This window comes from Butyricimonas sp. DFI.6.44 (assembly GCF_022132345.1).
In the GTDB taxonomy this organism is placed as follows: domain Bacteria; phylum Bacteroidota; class Bacteroidia; order Bacteroidales; family Marinifilaceae; genus Butyricimonas; species Butyricimonas muris.
In genome coordinates this window covers 1-22296 of sequence record NZ_JAKNJD010000010.1, presented here as the reverse complement: position 1 = coordinate 22296, position 22296 = coordinate 1, and the positions used below count along the sequence as shown (strand labels likewise).

General features: G+C 45.0%; 18 protein-coding genes, 1 tRNA gene and 1 rRNA gene. 17 read left to right on the top strand and 3 right to left on the bottom strand.

Annotated elements, in window-relative coordinates:
• The first annotated feature begins 4 nt into the window (after window positions 1-4).
• From L0M98_RS14375 to L0M98_RS14325, 11 genes are all read left to right on the top strand, one after another.
• A complete protein-coding gene (locus L0M98_RS14375) occupies window positions 5-718 on the top strand; it encodes a hypothetical protein (RefSeq protein WP_227216809.1) in 714 nt (237 codons plus the stop codon).
• Window positions 719-958: 240 nt separating this feature from the next.
• On the top strand, window positions 959-1600 hold the full coding sequence (locus L0M98_RS14370; protein ID WP_227216810.1) for a DUF6266 family protein: 642 nt from the start codon (window positions 959-961) through the stop codon (window positions 1598-1600).
• A gap of 94 nt (window positions 1601-1694) precedes the next feature.
• Window positions 1695-2387 carry a hypothetical protein gene (locus L0M98_RS14365; protein ID WP_227216811.1) on the top strand — a complete coding sequence of 231 codons (693 nt, stop codon included), beginning with the start codon at window positions 1695-1697 and terminating at the stop codon, window positions 2385-2387.
• A gap of 101 nt (window positions 2388-2488) precedes the next feature.
• Window positions 2489-3643: an AAA family ATPase gene (locus tag L0M98_RS14360; protein WP_227216812.1), complete on the top strand. Its 1155-nt coding sequence runs from the start codon at window positions 2489-2491 to the stop codon at window positions 3641-3643.
• Window positions 3644-3734: 91 nt separating this feature from the next.
• The gene (gene folE, locus L0M98_RS14355; protein ID WP_099294409.1) at window positions 3735-4361 is read left to right on the top strand and encodes a GTP cyclohydrolase I FolE; all 627 of its coding nucleotides are present in this window, start codon (window positions 3735-3737) and stop codon (window positions 4359-4361) included.
• Window positions 4362-4379: 18 nt separating this feature from the next.
• On the top strand, window positions 4380-5255 hold the full coding sequence (gene fabD / locus L0M98_RS14350; RefSeq protein WP_186978658.1) for an ACP S-malonyltransferase: 876 nt from the start codon (window positions 4380-4382) through the stop codon (window positions 5253-5255).
• A 203-nt stretch (window positions 5256-5458) separates the two neighbouring features.
• Window positions 5459-7519, top strand: a complete 2061-nt coding sequence (locus L0M98_RS14345; RefSeq protein WP_227216813.1) for an HD family phosphohydrolase — start codon at window positions 5459-5461, stop codon at window positions 7517-7519.
• An 18-nt stretch (window positions 7520-7537) separates the two neighbouring features.
• Window positions 7538-8569 carry a LacI family DNA-binding transcriptional regulator gene (locus L0M98_RS14340; protein ID WP_099294415.1) on the top strand — a complete coding sequence of 344 codons (1032 nt, stop codon included), beginning with the start codon at window positions 7538-7540 and terminating at the stop codon, window positions 8567-8569.
• 133 nt (window positions 8570-8702) lie between these two features.
• Window positions 8703-9629 carry an ATP-binding cassette domain-containing protein gene (locus L0M98_RS14335; protein ID WP_227216814.1) on the top strand — a complete coding sequence of 309 codons (927 nt, stop codon included), beginning with the start codon at window positions 8703-8705 and terminating at the stop codon, window positions 9627-9629.
• A 3-nt stretch (window positions 9630-9632) separates the two neighbouring features.
• Window positions 9633-10355 carry an ABC transporter permease gene (locus L0M98_RS14330; RefSeq protein WP_186978655.1) on the top strand — a complete coding sequence of 241 codons (723 nt, stop codon included), beginning with the start codon at window positions 9633-9635 and terminating at the stop codon, window positions 10353-10355.
• A 13-nt stretch (window positions 10356-10368) separates the two neighbouring features.
• Entirely contained in the window at window positions 10369-11865 is a 1497-nt protein-coding gene (locus L0M98_RS14325) for a GldG family protein (protein ID WP_099294421.1), read from the top strand.
• Window positions 11866-11880: 15 nt separating this feature from the next.
• Here the strand turns inward: L0M98_RS14325 and dapA are convergent, their stop codons facing one another.
• Together dapA and L0M98_RS14315 are read right to left on the bottom strand one after the other, a co-directional pair.
• Window positions 11881-12753, bottom strand: a complete 873-nt coding sequence (gene dapA, locus L0M98_RS14320) for a 4-hydroxy-tetrahydrodipicolinate synthase (protein ID WP_227216815.1) — start codon at window positions 12751-12753, stop codon at window positions 11881-11883.
• Window position 12754: 1 nt separating this feature from the next.
• Complete coding sequence (locus tag L0M98_RS14315; RefSeq protein WP_227216816.1) at window positions 12755-13273, bottom strand: DUF6913 domain-containing protein; 519 nt, start codon at window positions 13271-13273, stop codon at window positions 12755-12757.
• A 164-nt stretch (window positions 13274-13437) separates the two neighbouring features.
• Between L0M98_RS14315 and L0M98_RS14310 the strand changes: the two genes are divergently transcribed.
• The 6 genes from L0M98_RS14310 (at window position 13438) to L0M98_RS14285 (ending at window position 21664) form a co-directional block, all read left to right on the top strand.
• Window positions 13438-13510: transfer RNA gene (locus tag L0M98_RS14310), tRNA-Arg, on the top strand.
• Between the two features lie 114 nt (window positions 13511-13624).
• Window positions 13625-14209 (top strand): RNA polymerase sigma factor, encoded by a 585-nt coding sequence (locus tag L0M98_RS14305; protein WP_141561007.1) that lies wholly within the window; start codon window positions 13625-13627, stop codon window positions 14207-14209.
• A gap of 69 nt (window positions 14210-14278) precedes the next feature.
• A complete protein-coding gene (locus tag L0M98_RS14300; RefSeq protein WP_227216817.1) occupies window positions 14279-15481 on the top strand; it encodes a FecR domain-containing protein in 1203 nt (400 codons plus the stop codon).
• A 41-nt stretch (window positions 15482-15522) separates the two neighbouring features.
• Window positions 15523-19020 carry a SusC/RagA family TonB-linked outer membrane protein gene (locus tag L0M98_RS14295; protein ID WP_227216818.1) on the top strand — a complete coding sequence of 1166 codons (3498 nt, stop codon included), beginning with the start codon at window positions 15523-15525 and terminating at the stop codon, window positions 19018-19020.
• A gap of 18 nt (window positions 19021-19038) precedes the next feature.
• Entirely contained in the window at window positions 19039-20475 is a 1437-nt protein-coding gene (locus L0M98_RS14290) for a RagB/SusD family nutrient uptake outer membrane protein (protein WP_099294433.1), read from the top strand.
• Window positions 20476-20494: 19 nt separating this feature from the next.
• Complete coding sequence (locus L0M98_RS14285; RefSeq protein ID WP_227216819.1) at window positions 20495-21664, top strand: TlpA disulfide reductase family protein; 1170 nt, start codon at window positions 20495-20497, stop codon at window positions 21662-21664.
• Window positions 21665-21898: 234 nt separating this feature from the next.
• On the opposite strand, the gene rrf is transcribed toward L0M98_RS14285, so the two are convergent.
• Window positions 21899-22009, bottom strand: a 5S ribosomal RNA gene (rrf, locus tag L0M98_RS14280).
• Between the last annotated feature and the right edge of the window lie 287 nt (window positions 22010-22296).

Sequence of the window (22296 nt, the reverse complement as noted above, 5' to 3'; positions counted from 1 at the left end):
AACTATGCAACAAGAAAGATTATTAAACATTTGGAAGAAATTCCAAGGACAAATGACCTCCGAGGAGTTAAACAATATCCTCGACCGGGGTATTTGTTACTCGAAGATAGAAACGCCGCACCGGATTTTAGTGACGGGAATGAACCCGTCGTTCCGGCAAGGGGATGAGGCTCGTGAGAATTTCGTGTGCGAGTATGATTACCAAGGAATCGTGGAAGGCGGGGAAGACCGTTACTTTTTAGCTTTCGATAAACTTTTCCCAAAGGAATATAAAAAAGAGGTGGCATACATAGATTTGCTGAATTTCCGGGAAACGGATCAGCAAATGGTATGGAAATTTTGCAAAGACGCAAAAGGTCTTGAGCTAGTTGCCGAGAATTTGCGGTTGAATCAACTTTTTATCGAGCAAGTGGTGCGCCCACGGTTTATCATGGTAAAGAATAGAGGCTCATGGTGCTTCTGGGGTAGAGAGGCAAAGGCGGACTCCAACATCTGGATGGGGTACTGCTTCGAGCACGTGGAATCACTCCCTTGCGGTGAGCTGTGCCGCATCACGGGACTGGTAGATCACATGGACCGAATAAGCTACAACGAGCTGTTGGAAACCAACCTGAAAGGGACGCTAGTGCTGTTCACGAGCCATTTCCAATATCAAGCCCCAGATAAATTACCCACGCCAGAGTTAATCGCCCGGTTGTGCAATATGATGGAAAGATGAAATCGCTATCAATATGGAGGTGTGTAGTGACCCACCTCCATAAATAACTACCTATTAATCTGCACGAAACAAAATATTTTCCGTTTCCACTCATTTTTTTCTCGTAAAAGTGCAAATTTCACCCCTTGTGTAGTAATATACCTCATGTAAGAATAAAATTTCGTAAGAAATCAAATTCTTACCTCCCGCCCAAGCGTGTTGGTGGGAGAAACATATTACTAATTTTTAAATTTTAAAGTTATGGCTAAAATTAGTCCAGACCCGATAGAGAGCTATCGGGGACGTATTGGTAAAATTAGTTACTACATACGCAAAAGCGAGAATATGGCTCGCAAAAGTTCCTCGAACGGGAAAGTTTCCGACGCTCCGGCAGCCGTCGCTCAACGGATGAAGTTCAAAAGGCTGATAGAATTAAGCAAAGGACTTGTCCCGGCTATTCACCTCGGGTTCCCGCAACGCAAAAGAGGGCTATCACCGGCAAATGTCTTCATGTCCTTGAACAAAGGGATTTGTACGGTGGAAAAAGACAACACGGTGACGGTGAACTACGAGCAATTGTTATGCGCTCAAGGAGCACTCGTGGAACCGGAGGTCACCGCTACTTACAGTGCTTCGGCTTCAAAAATCATGTTCGAAAACACGAGCATGGAAGATTTCGGGTATTGTAACACAGATGACAAGACGTACGCCGTGTTGTTGAACACCCAACGAGACGTATGCCGGATAATCCCCCTTCGCGAACGCGGGGAAGGCGGTTCGACAAGCACAAGCCTGCCGGCAAACTGGGAAATGGACAACATAAAAGTGTACGTCTTCGCCACGAGCGCAAACGGGAAGTTAGCTTCTCCATCTGTTTGCATCACGATAACAGAAGAGGTTTAACACGAACAAGGGAGGGAGTTTACGGACTCCCCCCTCATCACCAAAAACATATAAATGTACGAACAAGACCGTCAAATACATTAAACATTATAGTATGAAAGTAAAAGATTTTATCAACAGATTATTCCAAGGAAAACAAAACAACCTTATCTTCTACACGAGAGGCGACAATATGTACGCCCGACGGTATGCCATTCCCGGTAAAAAACGGAAATGGGAAGTCGAGGGACGCACCCCCAAGCAACGGGCTGTCACGACACGCTTCAAGGCTGTGCAAGTTTTTTACATGACATTCGCCAAGCAAGTATCACCCGAGATATGGCGCATCGTGGCAAAAGCAGAGGGACGATACGCATCGAACGTATTCTTTTCAAGAAATTTCCACAACTTCGGTGATGGAGGCGAAATCGCCGATTTCGAAAACTTCACGTTCACGGACGGTACGCTGGCACTTCCCCGGGAATTGAAAGTTTCACGGGAAACGAACCGTTTTACCGTTTCATGGCAAGAGGAACGGGCATGGAAAACCACGGCAAGCACGGATAAATTGCAAGTGGGAGTGATCTATGACAATGACCCTCGAATACCTCGCCTTGCCTGCCAAGTAAAAGGCGTACGCGGTGAATTGCAAGGAGAGTTCTCGCTCAACGAAGAAATCGGGCAAGATGCCCACCTGTACATATTCTTTAGCAGCGAAGACAATTCCAGATTCTCTCCTAGTCAACACGTGCACGTGGGGCAAATCACGCCGCGAGAAGGATTGCCCGAAGCAGACACCAAGGTTTAAGGGGCGTGTCGTTCTCGGGTGGGGATAATATTATGCAAATTGAATTATTCGATTTGCATAATTCGATTCAAATAATTACCTTTGTGACAAAGTTCACGAAAATGGTAAAAGAAATAAATCCCTTTATCGTAACCGGCAAAATCGAACCGGAATACTTCTGCGACCGGGTACAGGAATCCTCACGATTGATAAAATCCATTACCAATGGCAATAATCTGGTAATCATATCCCCGCGCCGAATGGGGAAAACCGGGCTCATACAATTTTGTTACGAGAAACCGGAAATAAAAAAGAGATACTATACCTTTTTCATTGATATCCTACACACGTCGAGTTTGCGGGAATTCACCTATCTGTTAGGGCGGGAAATTTACGAGACGCTATTACCCCGCAGTCGCAAAATGGCAAACCTGTTCATCCAAACCGTAAAATCCATTAACGGGAAATTCGGGTTCGACCCGATTTCCGGTACCCCGACTTTCAACGTGGAACTGGGTGATATCAACCGCCCCGAATACACGCTGGACGAAATATTCAACTACCTGGCTAACGCTGACAAACCGTGTATCGTGGCCATCGATGAATTTCAACAAATAGCCAAATACCCCGAAAAGAACATCGAGGCTCTGCTGCGCACCCACATTCAAAAAATCAGGAACAGCAACTTCATCTTCGCGGGTAGCGAGCGACACATGATGCACGAGATGTTTCTCTCGACCGCACGCCCGTTTTATCATAGCGCGGATTTACTGGAACTGAAAGCCATTGTACCGGAAATGTATATCCCGTTTGTTGCCCAGCATTTCGAGAGCAGAGGCAGGTATATCGGGAAAGAAGATATTGAAAAAGTCTACCAATTGTTCAAAGGGCACACGTTTTACATCCAAAAGACTTTTAACGAGGCTTTCTCCAATACCCCGCGAGGGGAAAGATGCACGTTGGCTACTATAAGAGAAGCCGTTGATAACATGGTGAGCGCGAACGACACGATTTTTCGAGAGATACTGTCGAACATTCCCGAGAAACAAAAAGAATTACTTTATGCCATTGCTAAAGAAGGGGAAAGCGAGCGTATCACTTCTGCCGAGTTTATCAAACGCCATAGCCTCAGCTCGGCGAGTTCGGTGCAGTCGGCCATGAAAAAATTGCTCGACAAAGATACCATCACCGAAATAAATAAAGTCTTCATGGTTACGGATAAACTCTTTGCCATGTGGATAAACAGATTGTACGGGGATGGAAAACGGGTAATCTAAATTTTCAATTCTCGATTATTATATTTTACTTTGTATCGAATTTTCCATCACTGATGCGAGTGATGAATCAAGCACCTAAAAGAGAGTTTGAATGAAATACACGGAATTGGATGACGAAGAAGAATTTTACCGCAAGGTAGAATATTACAATAAAACAAAAACGGAACAATTAAGTTACCATTATAAAGAAATACTGAAACTGCTGGGTGAGGATGCAGACAGGGAAGGATTGATAAAAACCCCGTACCGTGTAGCGAAAGCCATGCAATTCATGACAAGGGGATATCATGAAAACCCGGAAGAAATCCTGCGTTCCGCCCTCTTCAAAGAAGACTACCGCCAAATGGTGATCGTGAAAGACATCGAGATATATTCCCTTTGCGAACATCACATGCTGCCCTTCATCGGGCGGGCACACGTGGCGTATATCCCGAACGGGTACATCACGGGACTAAGTAAAATAGCACGGGTAGTGGAAGCCTTCTCCAGAAGATTACAGGTACAGGAAAGACTGACGAACGACATAAAAAATTGTATTCAAAATACCCTCAATCCCTTGGGCGTTGCCGTGGTGATCGAGGCGCAGCACATGTGTATGATGATGCGGGGTGTACAAAAACAAAACTCGGTAACAACAACCTCCGACTTTAGCGGCGCGTTCGAGAAACTTGCCACGCGGGAGGAGTTTATCCGATTAATTAGTAACAAATTTCATTAGGAAATAAACAAAACGAGTATGAAAAAAGCATTTGTTTTTCCGGGCCAAGGCGCTCAATTCGTGGGAATGGGTAAAGACTTGTATGAAAACTCTCCCGAGGCGAAAGAATTATTCGAGAAAGCGAACGAAATACTGGGATTCCGCATCACGGATCTGATGTTCAACGGAACTGACGAAGACCTGAAACAAACCAAAGTAACCCAGCCGGCAATATTCCTTCACTCCGTGATACTGGCCAAATCGTTGACCGAGAAACCGGACATGGTTGCAGGTCACTCGCTGGGAGAATTTTCCGCGCTTGTGGCTAACGGCGCCCTCTCGTTTGAAGACGGATTACGTCTGGTACACGCCCGGGCACTTGCCATGCAAAAGGCATGCGAGGCACGCCCGTCAACAATGGCGGCAATCCTAGGTTTGCCGGATGAAACCGTGGAAAAAGCACTAGAGGAAATTGATGACGTGGTGGTACCCGCCAATTACAACAGCCCGGGACAAATCGTGATCTCCGGAACCATAGAAGGCGTCACCGCGGCTTGCGAGAAATTGAAAGCGGCAGGAGCAAAACGGGCTCTCCCGTTGAAAGTAGGCGGCGCATTCCACTCCCCATTGATGGAGCCTGCCCGTCAAGAATTGGCGGACGCGATTAAAAACACGCACTTCTCCAAACCGATCTGCCCGGTTTACCAGAACGTAAATGCAAAACCCGTGTCGGATCCGGAAGAAATCAAACAAAACTTGATAGACCAATTGACAGCATCCGTGCGTTGGACTCAAACCGTGCAAAATATGCTGGCTGACGGAGCTTCCTCCTTCCTTGAAATCGGTCCCGGATCAGTTCTCCAAGGCTTGATCAAGAAAGTTAGCACCGAAGTGGAAACCGCGGGAATGCAATAGGTGTTTGCCGACGGCAAACGTTACAGGTTGCAGGTTGAGCCTTTGGCTCTGCAAGTTACAGGTTAAAAAGAACTCATTCAAAAACTTGTAACTTGCAGAGCCAAAGGCTCAACTTGTAACTTGCAACAATTTTAAAGCCTCCCCGTAGGAGGCTTTAAAATTTTATTATATCTTTGAACAAAGATAATTCTATAAAGTCGAACATGCTAAGTAATAAAAATAGAAAACATCGTACGATTCAACACGTGTTCAAAATCAGTACGATCATTATTATCTGCGGTATAATAGTTTTGCTACTTCCCAAGATAGAGGGATTCAAATACTCTTACCAGAAAGGAATGCCGTGGAAATACGAAACGTTAATTGCCCCGATTGATTTCCCCTTGCACAAAAGTTCCGAGGAAATTACAGCCGAAATTGAAAAGATCCGGGAAGAACAACCTCCCATTTTCAATTACACGGAAGCAAGTTCGGATGTACAGATCAACAAATTCGCTGAAAAATTAGGCGAGTACAAAACTTTGTTCAACGGGAACGACATCAACAAGATCGTGACAAAGTTACGAGAGATATACTCTCGCGGAATACTTCTAATGCCGGAAAAGTTCAATACAGACAAAATCAAAAACATTCTGGTCGTTAAGGACGGTATTGCCCAAGAGGAAAAATTCTCCAATGTCTACACGCTGAAACAAGCATACGAAACACTGGTAGAATACGTACAAAGTCTGCATCTCGCGAAAACAACCGAGGAAAAGATCCTCAGCATGGGATTGAACAACTACATTAACCCGAATCTGGAATACGACCTTACCAAAACAGGACTGGCGGTAGAAACCAGCATGAAAAATATCACGCCGACACAAGGCATGATAAACAAAGGGGATATTATCATCTCCCGAAATGATCTGGTCACCCCCGAAACATACAAGGTACTGGAATCTTTCCGTATAGAACACGAGCAAAGTCTAGGTTCGACGGTAGACCGAATCAGAATCACTGCCGCCCAAACCATCCTGACACTGATTGCCATACTCAGCTTTTCCATGTTTCTTTACATATCAAGAAAAAGGCTCTTCTACAACACGAAAGACTTCTTTTTCCTGTATAGCATGTTCCTGCTGACCATTGCCGTGGGCAGTATCAGTTATTTCCAGAATATAAATATTCTCGCGATACCCGTGCTGTTCTTCCCGCTCATCGTGAACATACTGTTCGGCACGCGTCCGGCACTTTACCTGCTGTTGGGCACGACCATGCTGATCTCGTACTACGCCCCGAACAACTACATGTATTTCTTCATGCAGATAGCGGCGGGAATCGTGGCCATGTTCAGCCTCTCCCATTTGCAGCGCAGATCACAATTATTCATCGCGCTGGCTTTGATATTCTTGACTTACGTGCTTGTTTACGGGGCTTTCACGCTTATACAGGAAGGAACATTTGCCCCCAAACACTTGTTTGCCATCCTTCTGTTGCTTATCAACACGGCATTACTAAGTTTGATTTACCCGGCACTCTACCTCGTGGAAAAACTTTTCGGGTACACCTCGGAAATCAGTCTACTGGAATTCTCGAACCCGAACCACCCGGCATTGCGTAACCTCACGAAAAAAGCACCGGGAACCTTTCAACACTCCCTCATGGTTGCCAACCTCGCGGAAGAGGCGATTTACCATATCGGCGGCAGTCCCCTGCTGGCACGTACCGGGGCATTATACCATGACATCGGTAAATCCTACAACCCGATCATGTTCATCGAGAACCAGACCGGTGGGTTGAACCCGCACAGTAATCTGGATTTTGACGAGAGCGCCCAACTTATCATCGCACACGTCACGCAAGGACTTGAACTGGCGAACAAGTACAAACTGCCGGAAGCCATCAAGAACTTTATCCGCACACACCACGGCAAAAGTAAGGTGAAATATTTTTACTACTCGTTCAAGAACAAATACCCGGATAAAGAAATAGACGAAGCGCTATTTACCTATCCCGGTCCCGATCCTGTGAAAAAAGAATGTGCGGTGGTCATGATGGCGGATGCCGTGGAAGCCGCTTCCCGAGCTCTGGAAGTAAAGGATGAGGAAAACTTGACAAATCTTGTAAATAATATTATAGACGGTATGCTTCAAGAAGGAAGATTCGCCAACGCGGACTTGACATTCAGGGACATCTCCACCGTGAAGCGAGTATTCACGGAAATGTTGATCAACGTGTATCACGCCCGTATAGCCTACCCGAAATTAGAAAAAAAGTCGTGACCCAAACATATTAAGTATATGACAACACAGAAGCCTGTAACAATCAAGGACATCGCGGAGAAACTGAAAATATCGGTATCAACGGTTTCCCGTGCTTTGAAAGACAATCATGAAATCAGCGCTAAAACCCGCAAAAAAGTGCAAGACTTGGCCAAGCAACTCGGGTACAAGCCCAATCCCCTTGCCGTCGCGCTGAAAACGCACAAGAGCCACTCGATCGGGGTTATCGTACCCCAGATCGTGAGCACGTTTTACGCTACCGTGGTAAAAACAATCGAGGAAGTAGCTGACGGTCACGGGTACAACGTGTTGGTTATCTCCTCAAACGAAAACTTCGAGAAAGAGAAAAAAAGCGTGGACGTCCTATTGGCAAACCGGGCGGACGGAATCATCATGGCTCTATCGCACGAGACAAAAGAATTTGACCACGTGAAACAAATCCAAGAATCCGGAATCCCCGTGGTATTATTCGACCGCACAACGGGTTCCGTGGAAGGAGTATCGAGAGTCGTGACTGACGGTGTTACCGCTGCCTTCCAAGCGATACAACATCTCGTGTCGGTCGGATGCAAAAAGATCGCCATATTAACCGGACCGGAACAAATAGCCATCGGCGGCAAACGCATGGAAGGTTACCGGAAAGCGCTGGAAGCAAATCATATACCTATAAAGGAAAATTATATCCGTTACTGTTCGGACTTAACCGTTGAATCCGGCAAGCAGGCCACGCTACAATTACTCGAAACGCGGGAAAGACCGGATGCCATATTCGGTATCACGGATGATCTGGCTATCGGTGCGATTGAGGCGATAAAAGAGAAAAAACTCAATATCCCGCAGGACATTGCCGTGGTAGGGTTCTCCAACACGAAACGCTCCCGGTACATGAATCCCACGGTTAGTTCGATAAATCAATTCCCGGAAAAAATAGGAAAAACCGCGGCTGAATTATTGTTCGAACAAATCATAAACAGCAGGCACGCGAGGATAAGAAAAGAGATCGTCAATTGCGAGTTAATCGTGCGTGAATCATCCGATAAACACAAGTAAACGATTGTCGCTAGAAATGTAAAAACTTAACACTATTGATTAAAACCTTGTTAATTACTCGGTTAAAGATTATTAAAGCCGTAAATCATCAATTTGAATGACTATTTTTGTAGAAAACAAATAACAGCTGCCCATGGATGTCATTGTGGATAAATTAACGAAGTCTTTCGAAGGACACAAAGCCGTGGATTCCATCTCTTTTAAAGCCAAAAGAGGGGAAGTTCTTGGGTTATTGGGACCAAACGGAGCCGGGAAAACAACCACGATGAAAATATTGTCAGGCTACCTCTTGCCCGAACGCGGGAATATCAATTTCGGCGATTACTCCATCTGGAAGCAGGCAGGAAAAATCAAAAAGGTCATCGGCTACCTCCCGGAACACAACCCGCTGTACTCGGAAATGAACGTGATCGACTTCCTGTTTTTTATCGGTAAACTTCAAGACATCCCGAAATACAAAATCACGGCACGGGTACTCGATATGATCCGGTTGTGCGGACTTGATAACGAGAAACATAAAAAGATTCACGAGCTATCCAAAGGTTATCGGCAACGTGTCGGAATCGCTCAAGCCCTTATTCATGATCCGGAAGTTGTTATTTTGGACGAACCGACTACCGGACTCGACCCGAACCAGATCTTTGCTATCCGCAAAATCATCAAGACCATCGGGGAAGACAAAACGGTGATTCTAAGCTCTCATATTTTATCCGAGATTGAAACGACTTGTGATCAGGTAATGATCATGAGTAATGGCAAGATCGTGGCAAACGGGACGACATCCGAACTCCGTCGGAAATCCGACGCGGGTTACAGTTTCAAACTGGGCATCAAAGGGGACGACATACCGGTCATCCACAATGCTTTATGTACGCTCCCGGAGATATTGCACATGGAGATTACCCAAGAGCAAAACTTCGAGATCCAGTGCAAACCTGACGTGGAAATCGGACGAACCATATTTGACCTCTGCCGGGAACATGATTGGTATATCAGTGAACTCACTCCCGTGCAGACCAGACTGGAAGATATATTTCGAAAAGTCACTCAAAACGAATAATTCATGGGCGCAGTAAAAGTTATCATAGATAAAGAATTAAAAGTCGCATTCAACTCGCTCGCGATATACATTATTTACACGGTTTTCTTTTGCATAACGGGATTCATCTGCTGGTTCTCGTGGAAAAACGTATTTTACACCGGACAAGCCTCTTTGAGTTACTTGTTCAACGTGTTCTACTGGACGCTTTTTTTCATGGTTCCCGTGCTCACGATGAAAAGCATATCGGACGAACGAAAGGACGGCACGTTCGAACTCCTGTTCACGAAACCGATAAAACCGTGGCAATTCCTTTGCGGTAAATTTTTCGCGATACTCCTGCAAGTCATTCTATGCCTGTTACTGACTCTGCCCTATTACATTACGCTGACATCACTCGGGCATGTGGACTATGCTGCCGGGATTTGCGGCTACCTCGGACTAATACTGGTTAGCGGTTGCTATATCAGCATGGGCATATTCGCATCGTCATTGACGTCAAACACGATTGTTGCTTTTTTCGTCACCTTTGCCATCGGGATATGGTTCCAATTCCTGTTCGAGTTTATCGCGGGACTGTTCGGCTCCGGTTTCATCGCTGCCCTGTTTACTTATTTATCCATGGGCGAACATTTCGATGCCATTCCCCGCGGAGTCATCGACACGAAAGACTTTGTATATTTCGTCAGTATTGTAACCTTGTTCCTCGCGCTAGCGAGATACTATATCAGTCGAACCAGAGCCTAATATATACCTAGTGATGAAAAACAAATTCATATATAACCCCACCTTCCTGATTTTATCACTGATAGCGGTAAATATTGTCTCCTATTTCGTTTTTGCCAGAATAGACCTCACGAGCAACAAGAAATACTCGTTGAGCCCCGTGAGCAAAAATATGATTAAAAAAGTCGATAAAGACGTTTCCGTAACCCTTTTCATGTCTGAAGGACTTTCGCAGGACAAAATGAAAATGGGACGGGAATTTAAACACTTGCTCAAAGAATACAAAACCCTTAGCAACAAATCGTTCACGATCACCACCATCACGCCGGACAACGACTCGAGAGAAATACTTGCCTTGGAAGCCGGCATACATCCCTTCTCCCAAGAAAGCATGGAAAGAGATATGGTGAAGATCCAAAAAATCTACTTCGGGGCAGTCATACAAATCGGGAACAAAAAATCGGTCATCCCCCTTATCAGCCAGCATACCCCGCTGGAATACGAAGTGACTCGCATGTTAAAAGAAGCCTGCGACACGACAAAACCGAATATCGGCTTCTTGCTGGGACACAACGAAATGCTCCGCGACAAGATCACCCAAATCAGGCATGAACTTTTCCGAAACGCACGTTTGGAATCATTATACATCGACCAATTCACAGACTTGAACCGTTACAAAGTGATTTGTATCATGGGTCCCAGAGACAGTTTCAGCAAGGAAGAGATTAAACGACTCCAAGAATACTTGAAGCAAGGCGGAAGACTGTATATCGCGCTGAATCACGCGGTCGGACAAATCACAGCAAGTCAAAATAACGGTTTTATCAATCGTGTCGGTCTTGAAGATATGCTGGAAAACTTCGGACTGAAGATCAACTATGACTTCGTGATCGATAGCTATTGCGGACGAATCCGGGTATCTCAAGGACCTTTTTTCCTATATCAAAGTGAGGTCAGTTTTCCGTATATGCCAACCATACAGAAATTCAGTTCTCATGTTATCACAAACGGATTGAATGCCATATCACTACTCTTCGCGAGTAGTATGACAAACGTGAAAACCACTTCCGCCTACACGTTCACCCCGTTGGCAAAAACTTCCCCGACATCGGGAGTACAGGAAGTTCCCGTGTTCTTCGACATACAGAAGACGTGGACCCGCCATGACTTCAACCGCCCGAACAACGTCGTGGCTGCCTTATTGAATAATGAAGACGACAAAAGTGCTATCATCGTCATCTCGAATGCCAGCTTCATGGAAGACAATGACTACGATGCCCTTCGCCTAGACAACATCAGGTTTGCCATAAACTCTATCGAATGGTTGGCTGACGATTCCGGGTTGATAAAATTGAGGAACAAATATATAGTGAATCAGACATTAGAACCGGTAAGTAATTCATACCGGACATTCTTGAAATATTTCAACTTTTTCTTGCCTATTGTCATTATACTATTAATCGGCTTGTTCCAGTACAGGCAATACAAATTAAAAAGACTGAGACGTTCCCAGTCCGGATATATAGATTAAAATGGAAGGTGTGTTTTACACACCTCGTTTCAATTTCTGGTACAAAGCATCACTCACCTCGCACAAGGGCGAACGTAGTTTTTGACTGGCAATAACCCCTTTGGCATGCAAGGCTGCTTTCACCCCGGCAGGATTTCCCTCCTCGAAAAGAGCCTTGAACATCTCACCCAAGCGCAAGTGGATATCTTTCGCTTCCCCAAATTCTCCTTCCAAAGCCAAATGCACCATAGTAGAAAAGTCATACGGCAACACGTTCGCGATCACAGAGATAACCCCACTCCCGCCAATAGAAATCAAGGGCAGGGCAATGCCGTCGTCACCCGAAAGGAATATAAAATTCTCCGGCATCCCGGCAATAATGGAAGTCGCCTGTTCAAAATTACCGGCAGCCTCTTTTATCGCGATAATATTTTCAAAATCAAGAGCCAGTCGCAACGTGGTTGCAGCCGTCATATTCACGGAAGTACGCCCCGGAACATTGTACAAGATTACCGGAAGAGGCGAATGTTCCGCGATAGCTTTAAAATGATTATATAATCCCTGCTGTGAAGGCTTATTATAATAAGGTGTAACACTCAATATTGCATCTCCCTGCCTTAAATAAGGTAACGTGGCAAGTTCCTCCACGACATGAGCCGTGTTATTTCCTCCAACACCCAAGACAATCGGCAACCGCCCGGCATTTTCCTCCGTGATCACATTCACCACGTAAGCCCTCTCCTCTACCGTCATTGTCGCGGCCTCCGAAGTAGTACCCAAAGCCACCAGATAATCGACACCACCGTCTATCACGTAATTCACGAGGTTTCTTAAAGAACTTTCGTCGATATTTCCCATTTCGTCAAACGGAGTAACCAAAGCAACCCCTACTCCCGAAAACTTTTTCATCTCAATACGTATTAATCTTTGTGAATAACTTAAACAAACGATCTACAAAAACGTCCGTATTCCGGACATTGGCAAACATAATATCATGCTCCACTCCCTCTCTGGATATACCGACCTTGCACGGCGATTTGGCATATCGTACAATGTAATCCCCCAAAACATCGGGCTGCATAGAAATGTCTATGAACACCCCTTCCGTCTTCTTCAACACCTCCCGCAACTTGGCATCCCGAATTTTCCCACCATACGTAATAGAAGACTCATCCGCGTACAACGCGTCTCCCGAGCGTTCAAATACCGATTTGGACTGCCGGATAAAAGAAAGCAAATGCACTTCCATATACTTTGCCAGAGATTTTCTGATTTTATCTACCTCTGTCCAAGAAATATCATCAGCCACCCAGAACAACACACATTCCTTCGCCGCCTCTAAATTTTGAAATGCCAAAACCCGCTCGTCCTTGACTGCCACATCCTTTAAATGATATCTCTTGAATTTCTCGACTATAAATTTAAGCATATTCTTCTATTTGTACTTGAACAACCTAACGCAAAAGTAGTAATAAAAACTATACGCACCCCGCTTTGTTATTTTTCAAACATAAAAAAAAGTATCTGAAAAAAAACACGAAACTCTTGCATAAACAAAGAACATTCCATACCTTTGCCACGCAAAATAAACAAGGACTCGTAGCTTAATGGATAGAGCACTTGGTTACGGCCCAAGAGGTTGTGGGTTCGACTCCCGCCGAGTTCACGAAATCCCCTGAAAGACATCTTTCGGGGGATTTTTGTTTCCGGTAATGTCATCCCCTTTGCATTTTACCGGATTAATACTAACTTTACCACTCTACGAAAAGGAATACCGACAGTGACAGATAAAACCGAATCAACGATTATTCGCCTGCTGGCAGCCGGAGATGAACGGTGCATGAAAATAATGTTTGACATCTACTATCAACCGTTATGCACTTATGTCATGCGCTACCTTCTTTCCGTCGAGGACGCTAAAGACATCGTTCAATCCGTCTTCATCTCTTTCTGGAACAACAAAAAGGGACATCCGTTTTCAGGCTCTATCCGTTCCTATTTATTCGGCGCTGCAAGTAAAGCCTCTTTACAATTCATGAGAAACAAAGGCAAAACCTATTTCGTAGACATTGAACTGCATATTGATGACTTTCTGGATGAAATGCTTCATGACGACGAGGCAGAACTCGAAAAAATCAAAGAACAACTATACGCCGCGATAGAAAATCTCCCCACCAATCCTCAAAAAGTATTAAAAGCCATTATTTTCAATAACACGCCTTATAAAACCGTGGCGGAAGAAATGCAGATATCCGTTAATACCGTGAAAACCTACTACGCCCGTGCGCTAGAAGCTTTGCGCAAGTCAATAGACACCAAAACATTCTCCCTCCTCTTTCTCTCTTTCCTGCATTCTGAAAAATAATTTCAAAATTTTATTCTATTCGTGTCACCCATTCTAATTTTTTGGGAATATCATATAAAACAGTGACACATGGAGCATAAAACAATATACGAACTGATAGCGGAATACAGCAACGGCACCCTCTCCCCGGCGGCGCGGGAGCAACTCCGCCATCTCATAGACAATGACAGGGAAGCCCGGAAACTATTTCGGGATATCCGGGAAGCAGAGAAACTACTAAAAACAATACAGGCACAAGAAAAACTTTCACCGCAAGAAGCTTGGGAAAACTTCTCCGAAACATTAACACACACTCGCCGGAAGAACAGACGCCTGCACCGGATTATCGGAACTGCTATTGCAGCCTCTGTCGCTTTAATCCTGCTCTTTATATTCCCGGATACACGATCGACGTATGCCCCGGAGCAACAAGTTGCTCAAACTCAAATCGAACCCGGCAGCGTGAAAGCTGTACTCAGCTACGCCAACGGCGAAACTGTCAACCTAACCTCCTCGACATCTTCCCGCATCGTGGCTCCCGACGGTTCGACTATTGTAAACGACTCTCTGGAAGGATTACAATATAACAAGGATAACAGGGAAACAGGGCAAACCGCCCCGCTTCACATGATTACCGTTCCCCCGGGTGGTGAATACCGTTTCACGCTGGCAGACGGCACACGTGTATGGATAAACTCGTCCTCCGAAATACAATTCCCCAGTCAATTTTCCGGGAATACAAGGGAGATTTACATGAAAGGAGAAATATACTTGGAAGTGGCGCCGGATAAATCCCGCCCGTTCATCGTGCATTCGGGCAACGACCGGATTCGGGTACTAGGCACGAAATTCAACATAACAGCCTATCCCGAAGAACAAAAAACAATTACCACACTCGTCTCCGGAAGTGTCGAGTTCGAACACAATAACTCGAAAATTCGCCTCTCGCCGGGAGAACAATCCATCATGGACCACACGACCGACAAACTGGAAAAACAAAAAGTCGATGTATCAATCTATACCTCATGGATTAGCGGAGCCTTCGAGTACGAGAATATGCCCTTATCATACATTGCCCGACAACTGTCCCGCTGGTACGACGTGCAATTCACCTTTGAAGCGGCGGAGTTCCGGGAGCACCCCTTTACAGGCATCGTGAAGCGAAACCAAACCTTGGAAGAAGTCCTCACGATTATCGGCAAGACAACAAATATCAAATTCGAAATATCCGGAAGAAATATTATTATAAAGAAAGCGGAAGATGCTGCAAACATCTCCCGTTTAAACAATTAATTCCATTCTCTAGGTGGAAAAAACAATTAAAGTACAATGTTATGAAAAAAAATCCATTTAAGAAACAGCATTTGAGTTTATTACTCATTTTCCTATTCGTATTCGGCATGGGGAGTTACGCTGACACTCCCGTGAAAAAAGTGACTCTGGACGTGAAGAATATACCTCTTCGCGAAGTATTCAAACAAATCAAAGAACAGACCGAAGTAAAATTCATTTACAGCGAAGTCGAAATTCAGAAAGCCTCAAACGTCACCTTGAAATTCGAGAACCAACCGTTAAAAACGGCATTGGATCTTATTTTCAAAAACCAGCCTTACACCTATGAAATCGAAAGCGACATCGTTATCGTGAAGCCGAAACCGGCGACGGACACCCCGGAAAAGAAAAAAACACGCACGATCAAAGGTCAGGTACTGGACGAAAACAACCAGCCCATCGCCGGAGCCAACATCTGGCTGAAAGGAACCACCACCGGAGTACCTTCCGACGTCAACGGAAACTATGTTCTTACATTCGACGAGAAATATAACACCGTCATGGTATCCTTCATCGGTTACAAAACCATTGAAATGCCCTTGGGTAAACAGGAAGTAATCAACTTCAAACTGGAACCCGACAAGGAAACCTTAGACGAAGTGGTGGTAACCGGATACCAAACCATTTCCAAGGAACGCTCTACCGGAGCTTTTGCCAAAGTAAGCGCCACCACTCTCGAAACCCGTCGTTTGGACAACTTGTCCTCCGTACTGGAAGGACAGGTCGCCGGGTATTCCGACGGAATCATCCGGGGAGTATCAACCATGAATGCCATGCAAACCCCGCTTTACGTGATTGACGGCTTTCCCGTGGAAAACACGACTATCGACGCCTACGGCAATGTCACGGAAAACATACCCGATCTCAACATGGAAGACATCGAAAGCATCACCATATTAAAAGATGCCGCCGCCACCTCTATCTACGGGGCACGCGCTGCCAATGGTGTCGTTGTCATCGTGACCAAAAAAGCCAAACAAGGCAAGACTCAAGTACAACTTTCCGGCTCGTTTACCATTCATCCCTATTCCTACTACACGGGTAACTTGACCAATTCGGCCGATATCATCGAACTGGAAAAATACTGGGCAACACAAAACGCCGAATTAAACAATGGCATAGACCGGGCGATTGCCGAGGCTGAAAACCTCCGGAACAACTATTCCACCCTACCCAGCGCAGGGACCAATATCTTACTCGACCTTTACACGAACAAGATTTCTCAAGCAGAAGCGGACGCGAAACTGGCAGAATTGAGCTCTCGGGGATTCGGCTTTTACAAGGATGTAGAGAAATACGCCAAACGCAATCCTTTCTACCAGCAATACAACCTGAGCGTAGGCAAAGCCACAGACCGGAATAACTTCAACCTCTCCGTCAGTTACCGGAACAACAAAGAAGAAGACCGATACACGAAAAACGATCAAGTCGGGGTAAATATCACAAATTCACTTCAACTGACTTCTTGGTTGAAAGCAGATGTCGGCGTTTACATCAGTTTCAAGAATAAAGCGGAACAAACATACGACTTATTCAGTTCTTACAGCGCAGGCTTCACCGCGAGTCCCTACGACCGGTTAAAAGAAAACGGCACGCCCGTCACCATTGCCGCCCAGCAAACAAAGACCGTGAGAGATAATATAGCCAATTACGGACTATACAGTCTGGATATCGTACCGCTTGACGAGCTCGACAGACGTTTGAACAAAACCAGAGAATTTAACAACCGCCTGTACGGGAAACTGGATATCAAAATCCTTCCGTGGTTATCCTATAATACCATGTTCCAATACGAATACGGGGTAAGCCGCTTGAAACGTCTGGAAGAAATGGAATCTTTGAATACCCGCCAAACGGTCAACAAATTTGCCACGAACAATAACGGAGAAGCCTTGTATAACCTGCCCGCGGGGGATATATTCTACACGCAGGAACACCATTCCAACGCGTATAATTTCCGCCAGCAAATCAATGTTGACAAAACATTCAACGACTTGCACAACGTAACATGGATCATCGGGCAGGAAATCAGAAACACCAAGCTGGAATATAGCAGTCTTACCCGCTACGGCTACGACAGCGGATTATTGTCATCACAATATATCGATGAAACCAAACTGACGGCAGGTTTCTCCGGTCTGATGAACTCGTGGGCATCACTCACCTCTCCCCGGTCACAATCGGAATTGGTAAACCGTTTCGTGTCATTCTATTCCAACATAGCCTATTCATTCGACAACCGTTACACCCTCTCCGGCAGTATCCGTTGGGATCGTTCCAACCTATGGGGTACAAACTCCAAATACCAAAACAAACCGTTATGGTCTGTCGGGGCAAACTGGAATATCAACCGGGAAAGCTTCTTTAACGTAAACTGGATAGATTTACTAAAACTTCGGGCATCATACGGTATTGGCGGTAATATCGCGAAAGACGCCGCACCCTATCTCACGGCCAATTACTACGCGAGCACCTTAGTCGGAGGCTTGTACGGAAATATCTCTTCACCTCCTAATCCAAACCTGCGTTGGGAAAAAACAACGACCATAAACGTCGGTATAGACTTTTCAGCGCTCACGGGACGCTTGTCCGGAACGTTTGAAGTGTACAACAAAAAAAGTGTAGACCTGCTTGCCAACCAAATGGGAGTACCCACGGAAGGTTTCGGGTACAGAACCCTCTCCTTCAACAACGGGGCTATGCGTAACCGGGGATTTGAATTGACACTCCAAGGGGACATTCTCCGCGAAACCGAGTTCAAATGGAATGCGGGATTCCTTTTCGGGTACAACAAAAACAAAGTAACCAAGATTAATGTAACTGCACCCGTGTATTATCTCCAAATGGATTATCCTATGGCATACCCCAGAGAAGGAAAACCTTATAACGCTATTTACGCTTACAAATGGGCAGGATTGAGTGAAAAAGGAGAACCTCAAATGTACGATTTGAACGGAGAAATCACGACAACGAAATACACGGATCTCGAAGCGATCCATTATGCCGGGACAAGTGTTCCCGTTTACAGCGGCTCCTTCACGAACACATTGAACTACAAAAACTTTGAATTTTCATTCATGCTGCTTTACGCGGGCGGTCATAAAATACGCAACACCAATATTCCCACGATCAGCATGGGCAGGACGGTCAGTATGACGAACAAAGACATCCGCAAACGCTGGCAAGAAGCAGGTGACGAGGAAAAAACCAATGTTCCCCGCCTCTTGTTCAGCACATCCCCGGAATTTAATTACGCGCGGGAAAGCATATACGGGAAAGCAGACATTCACGTGTTGGATGCATCCTATATTAAAATCAGCAATCTCTCGCTCTCGTACAGAGTTCCGGTTGAATGGGTGAAGAAAATCGGTCTTGGTGCAGCCCGTGTACAATTCAATATCGAGAATTTAGCCACCCTTGCATTTAACAGCAAAGCCGGAGTTCTTCTGGGAAGTAAGAACAAACCGAATTACGTTTGTGGACTCTACCTGAACTTTTAATTCTAAAATCGAAAGACCATGAAAAAGAAAATACAATATATACTCGTAAGTATCAGTCTTCTGATAACAGGAGCTCTCTTTTCCTCCTGCAACGACTTTTTAGACATTCTCCCCAAAGGAGAAAAAATCCCGACAACCCTCGCCGACTTCGACGCTTTTATCCGGAATGAATCAAATCATCTTAACGATGCCACACAAGCCATAAACCTATTGAACGACGTGTACATGAAACCGAGTTCCCTCACTTCTGTAACACTAAATTCTATCAACTACAACTGGCAGGAGAACGAAGATCGCATCGAACAAAACAATTCCGATGAAGCTCTCTATTACTATTCCTATTCCGCCATCGCGAATTGGAATCTCATTATCAGCAGCGTACCCGATGCCACGGAATGTACCCAAGCAGAACGGGATGAATTGATCGCTCAAGCAAAAGTACTTCGGGCAATGAATTACTTCTATCTGACAAACTATTACGCGGAAGCCTACAACAGCACAACTGCCGCCACGAAGCTATCCGTTCCCCAGATACTCAGTATGGATATGGGGGCTCCCTCTACCCAGATCACGATCGAAAAAATGTATGGATTCATTTTACAAGACCTTACCGAGGCTCTTCCGGCTCTCCCCGAAGAAGGTACTACCGTCCTGCACCCGACTCTGGGAACCGCATACGCCATGTTGGCACGGGTATATCTCACCATGGGCGATTACACGAATGCCTTAACATACGCGGAAGAAGCCTTGAAACAAAACGATGAACTATATGACTGGCGTACCTATTACGAGCAAAACAAAGAACAAATAGAAAAACCGGACGATTGGTCAACCAGTTATCCCGCTATCGGCTTGAATAACCCGGAAAACTATATTTTCCGCTACGGGACCAACACACAAAAGAACTTCGGACAAAGCGGAGTCAACGGAGCTTTAACCATCACGCGTGCCGCCCTTTTTGAAGAAGGCGATGCCCGTTTTGCCTCTAAATGGAAAGCGAAATACGAAGCACCCGATGATATATTCTATGGTATCCGTAATGATAAATTTAACGGTGGTGGAATCTCCACGCCCGAAATGTATTACATAAAAGCCGAATGTCTTGCACGCAAAGGAGGACAGGACAATATCAACGAAGCCATGAACGTTCTGAACGCCGTACGTGTAACCCGTATCTTCGCGGATAAATACGCTCCACTCTCTGCCGCCACGACAGAGCAAGCCGTGAAATACATCATTTCGGAAAAAGCGAACGAATACGTGCAAACCGCCATCCCTTTTTGGGATATGCGTCGCTTAAATCAAGATGCCCTGTACGCCCGGACACTCACGAAAGAGTTTAATGAAAGTACACTCACCCTATCCCCGACTTCACACCTGTGGATAATGCCCTTCCCGTTGGGAGCTACAAGCAATCCGGGGAACGGAACCATAAAACAAAATGTAGAACGATAAGCTTTAAAACGACACGATAATGAAAACAATAATAATCATGATGCTAGCCATCATCACGCTAGCCACCACTGCTTGTGCTTCAAAAGATTCATTTACAATCAACGGAACAATCACCGGCTTAACCGACGGAACAGAAATTTGCCTCGTGCCGGGTTCTACTCACAAACAAGAAAAACCCATTGCAACGACAACTCTTTCTAACGGCAAATTTACCTTTTCCGGTCAAGTTGAATCACCCCGGATGTTCTACATACAATTGAAAGAAAATTCGGGCGTAATACAAGTAATGGTAGAGAACGGGGTAAATGCCACTGTTACAAGCAAGGTAGAAACCCGGGATAACAATGGTCAAGAATGGACCTCTTTTAGTGATACAAAAGTATCCGGCTCCCCCATCCATGAGGAATTTCTCAAAAAAATGGCATTTAAAGAAGAATTAGAACAGATGTTTATGAGCAAAAATGAAAAACACAAGGTAATCAGCGCCCAAATAGGTGAAGCCAGAATGAATAAAAACAAAACTCTCATGGACTCTCTTGCCAAAACAAAAGAATATCAGGAAATGGCTGCAGACGAAAATCTTTTTTTCAAAGCTGCGGGGGAAAAGACAAAACAAGCCGTCATGGATAACAAGAACTCTTGGTGGGGACCTTTCCTTATGTTGCAATCCATGAGTTGGTTCGAGGAAGAGCAAAAAGAATGGTTCGCGAACTTCTCACCGGAAGCACAGAAAAGTTATTACGGTCAAATTGTTTACAAAGAACTGCATCCGGAAACCCTCGAAGGCAAACAAGCCCCTGACTTTACCGTAACTGACTCTCAAGGTAAAACACTCACTTTACAAGAACTAATAAAAGGCAAAAAATACACACTCATCGACTTTTGGGCATCTTGGTGTGGACCATGCCGTCGGGAAATTCCCAACCTGAAAGCCTTGTATAAAGAATTTGCAACCAAAGGTCTTGAAATAATCAGCATATCCATAGACAAAGACAATGCTGCATGGCAAAAAGCACTTCAAGAAGAACAATTCCCTTGGCCTAATTTCTTGGATAAATCAAATATCGCCGATGCATACGAAGTAAAACTTATCCCCGCTATCTTCCTTGTAGATTCAACAGGAAAAGTCTTATCCATCAAACTACGAGGCAAAGCATTGGAAGAAAAAATAAAAGAGCTTCTCAAGTAAGCATATATCATTTCACACAGCGGAAAAGAGTAGGTATTCCTACTCTTTTTTTCATTATCTAAAAGCAAATAAATTAAATACAGTCTACAACGCAAGAAAAGCAACCTGCAACTTGCCGAAGGCAAATGTCCTGCAACTTGCAACTCGCCGGAGGCGACTAAAACAGAGGATAAGCTAGAATACCATTTACACCATAAAAAAAGAGCGACTCTTTTCAGAATCGCCCTTCTCTAAATCTGGCATCGACCTACTCTCCCACCTCTCGGCAGTACCATCGGCGCTAACGGGCTTAACTTCTCTGTTCGGGATGGGAAGAGGTGGATCACCGTCGCTATAGACACCGTTTAATAAAATTGAAAGTTGAAAATGGAAAATGGAAAATTATTCCCAATCATCACTATCTCCAAGCTTCCGTCACTTCATCGTGGCGCTCCCGCCACCGTGACAATATCTTTTTAAAGTTCATCATCTCAACATGTATCGAAAACCGGTCGTTGATTTCAAGCCTGATTACATTTCATCATTTTCAATTTTCAACTTTCAATTTTCAATTGCCATTGTCATCTTGACAATGGCACGGAACGTTAAACGTATCATCTAACCCGCCGAACGTCAACTTTCGGGTGATTAGT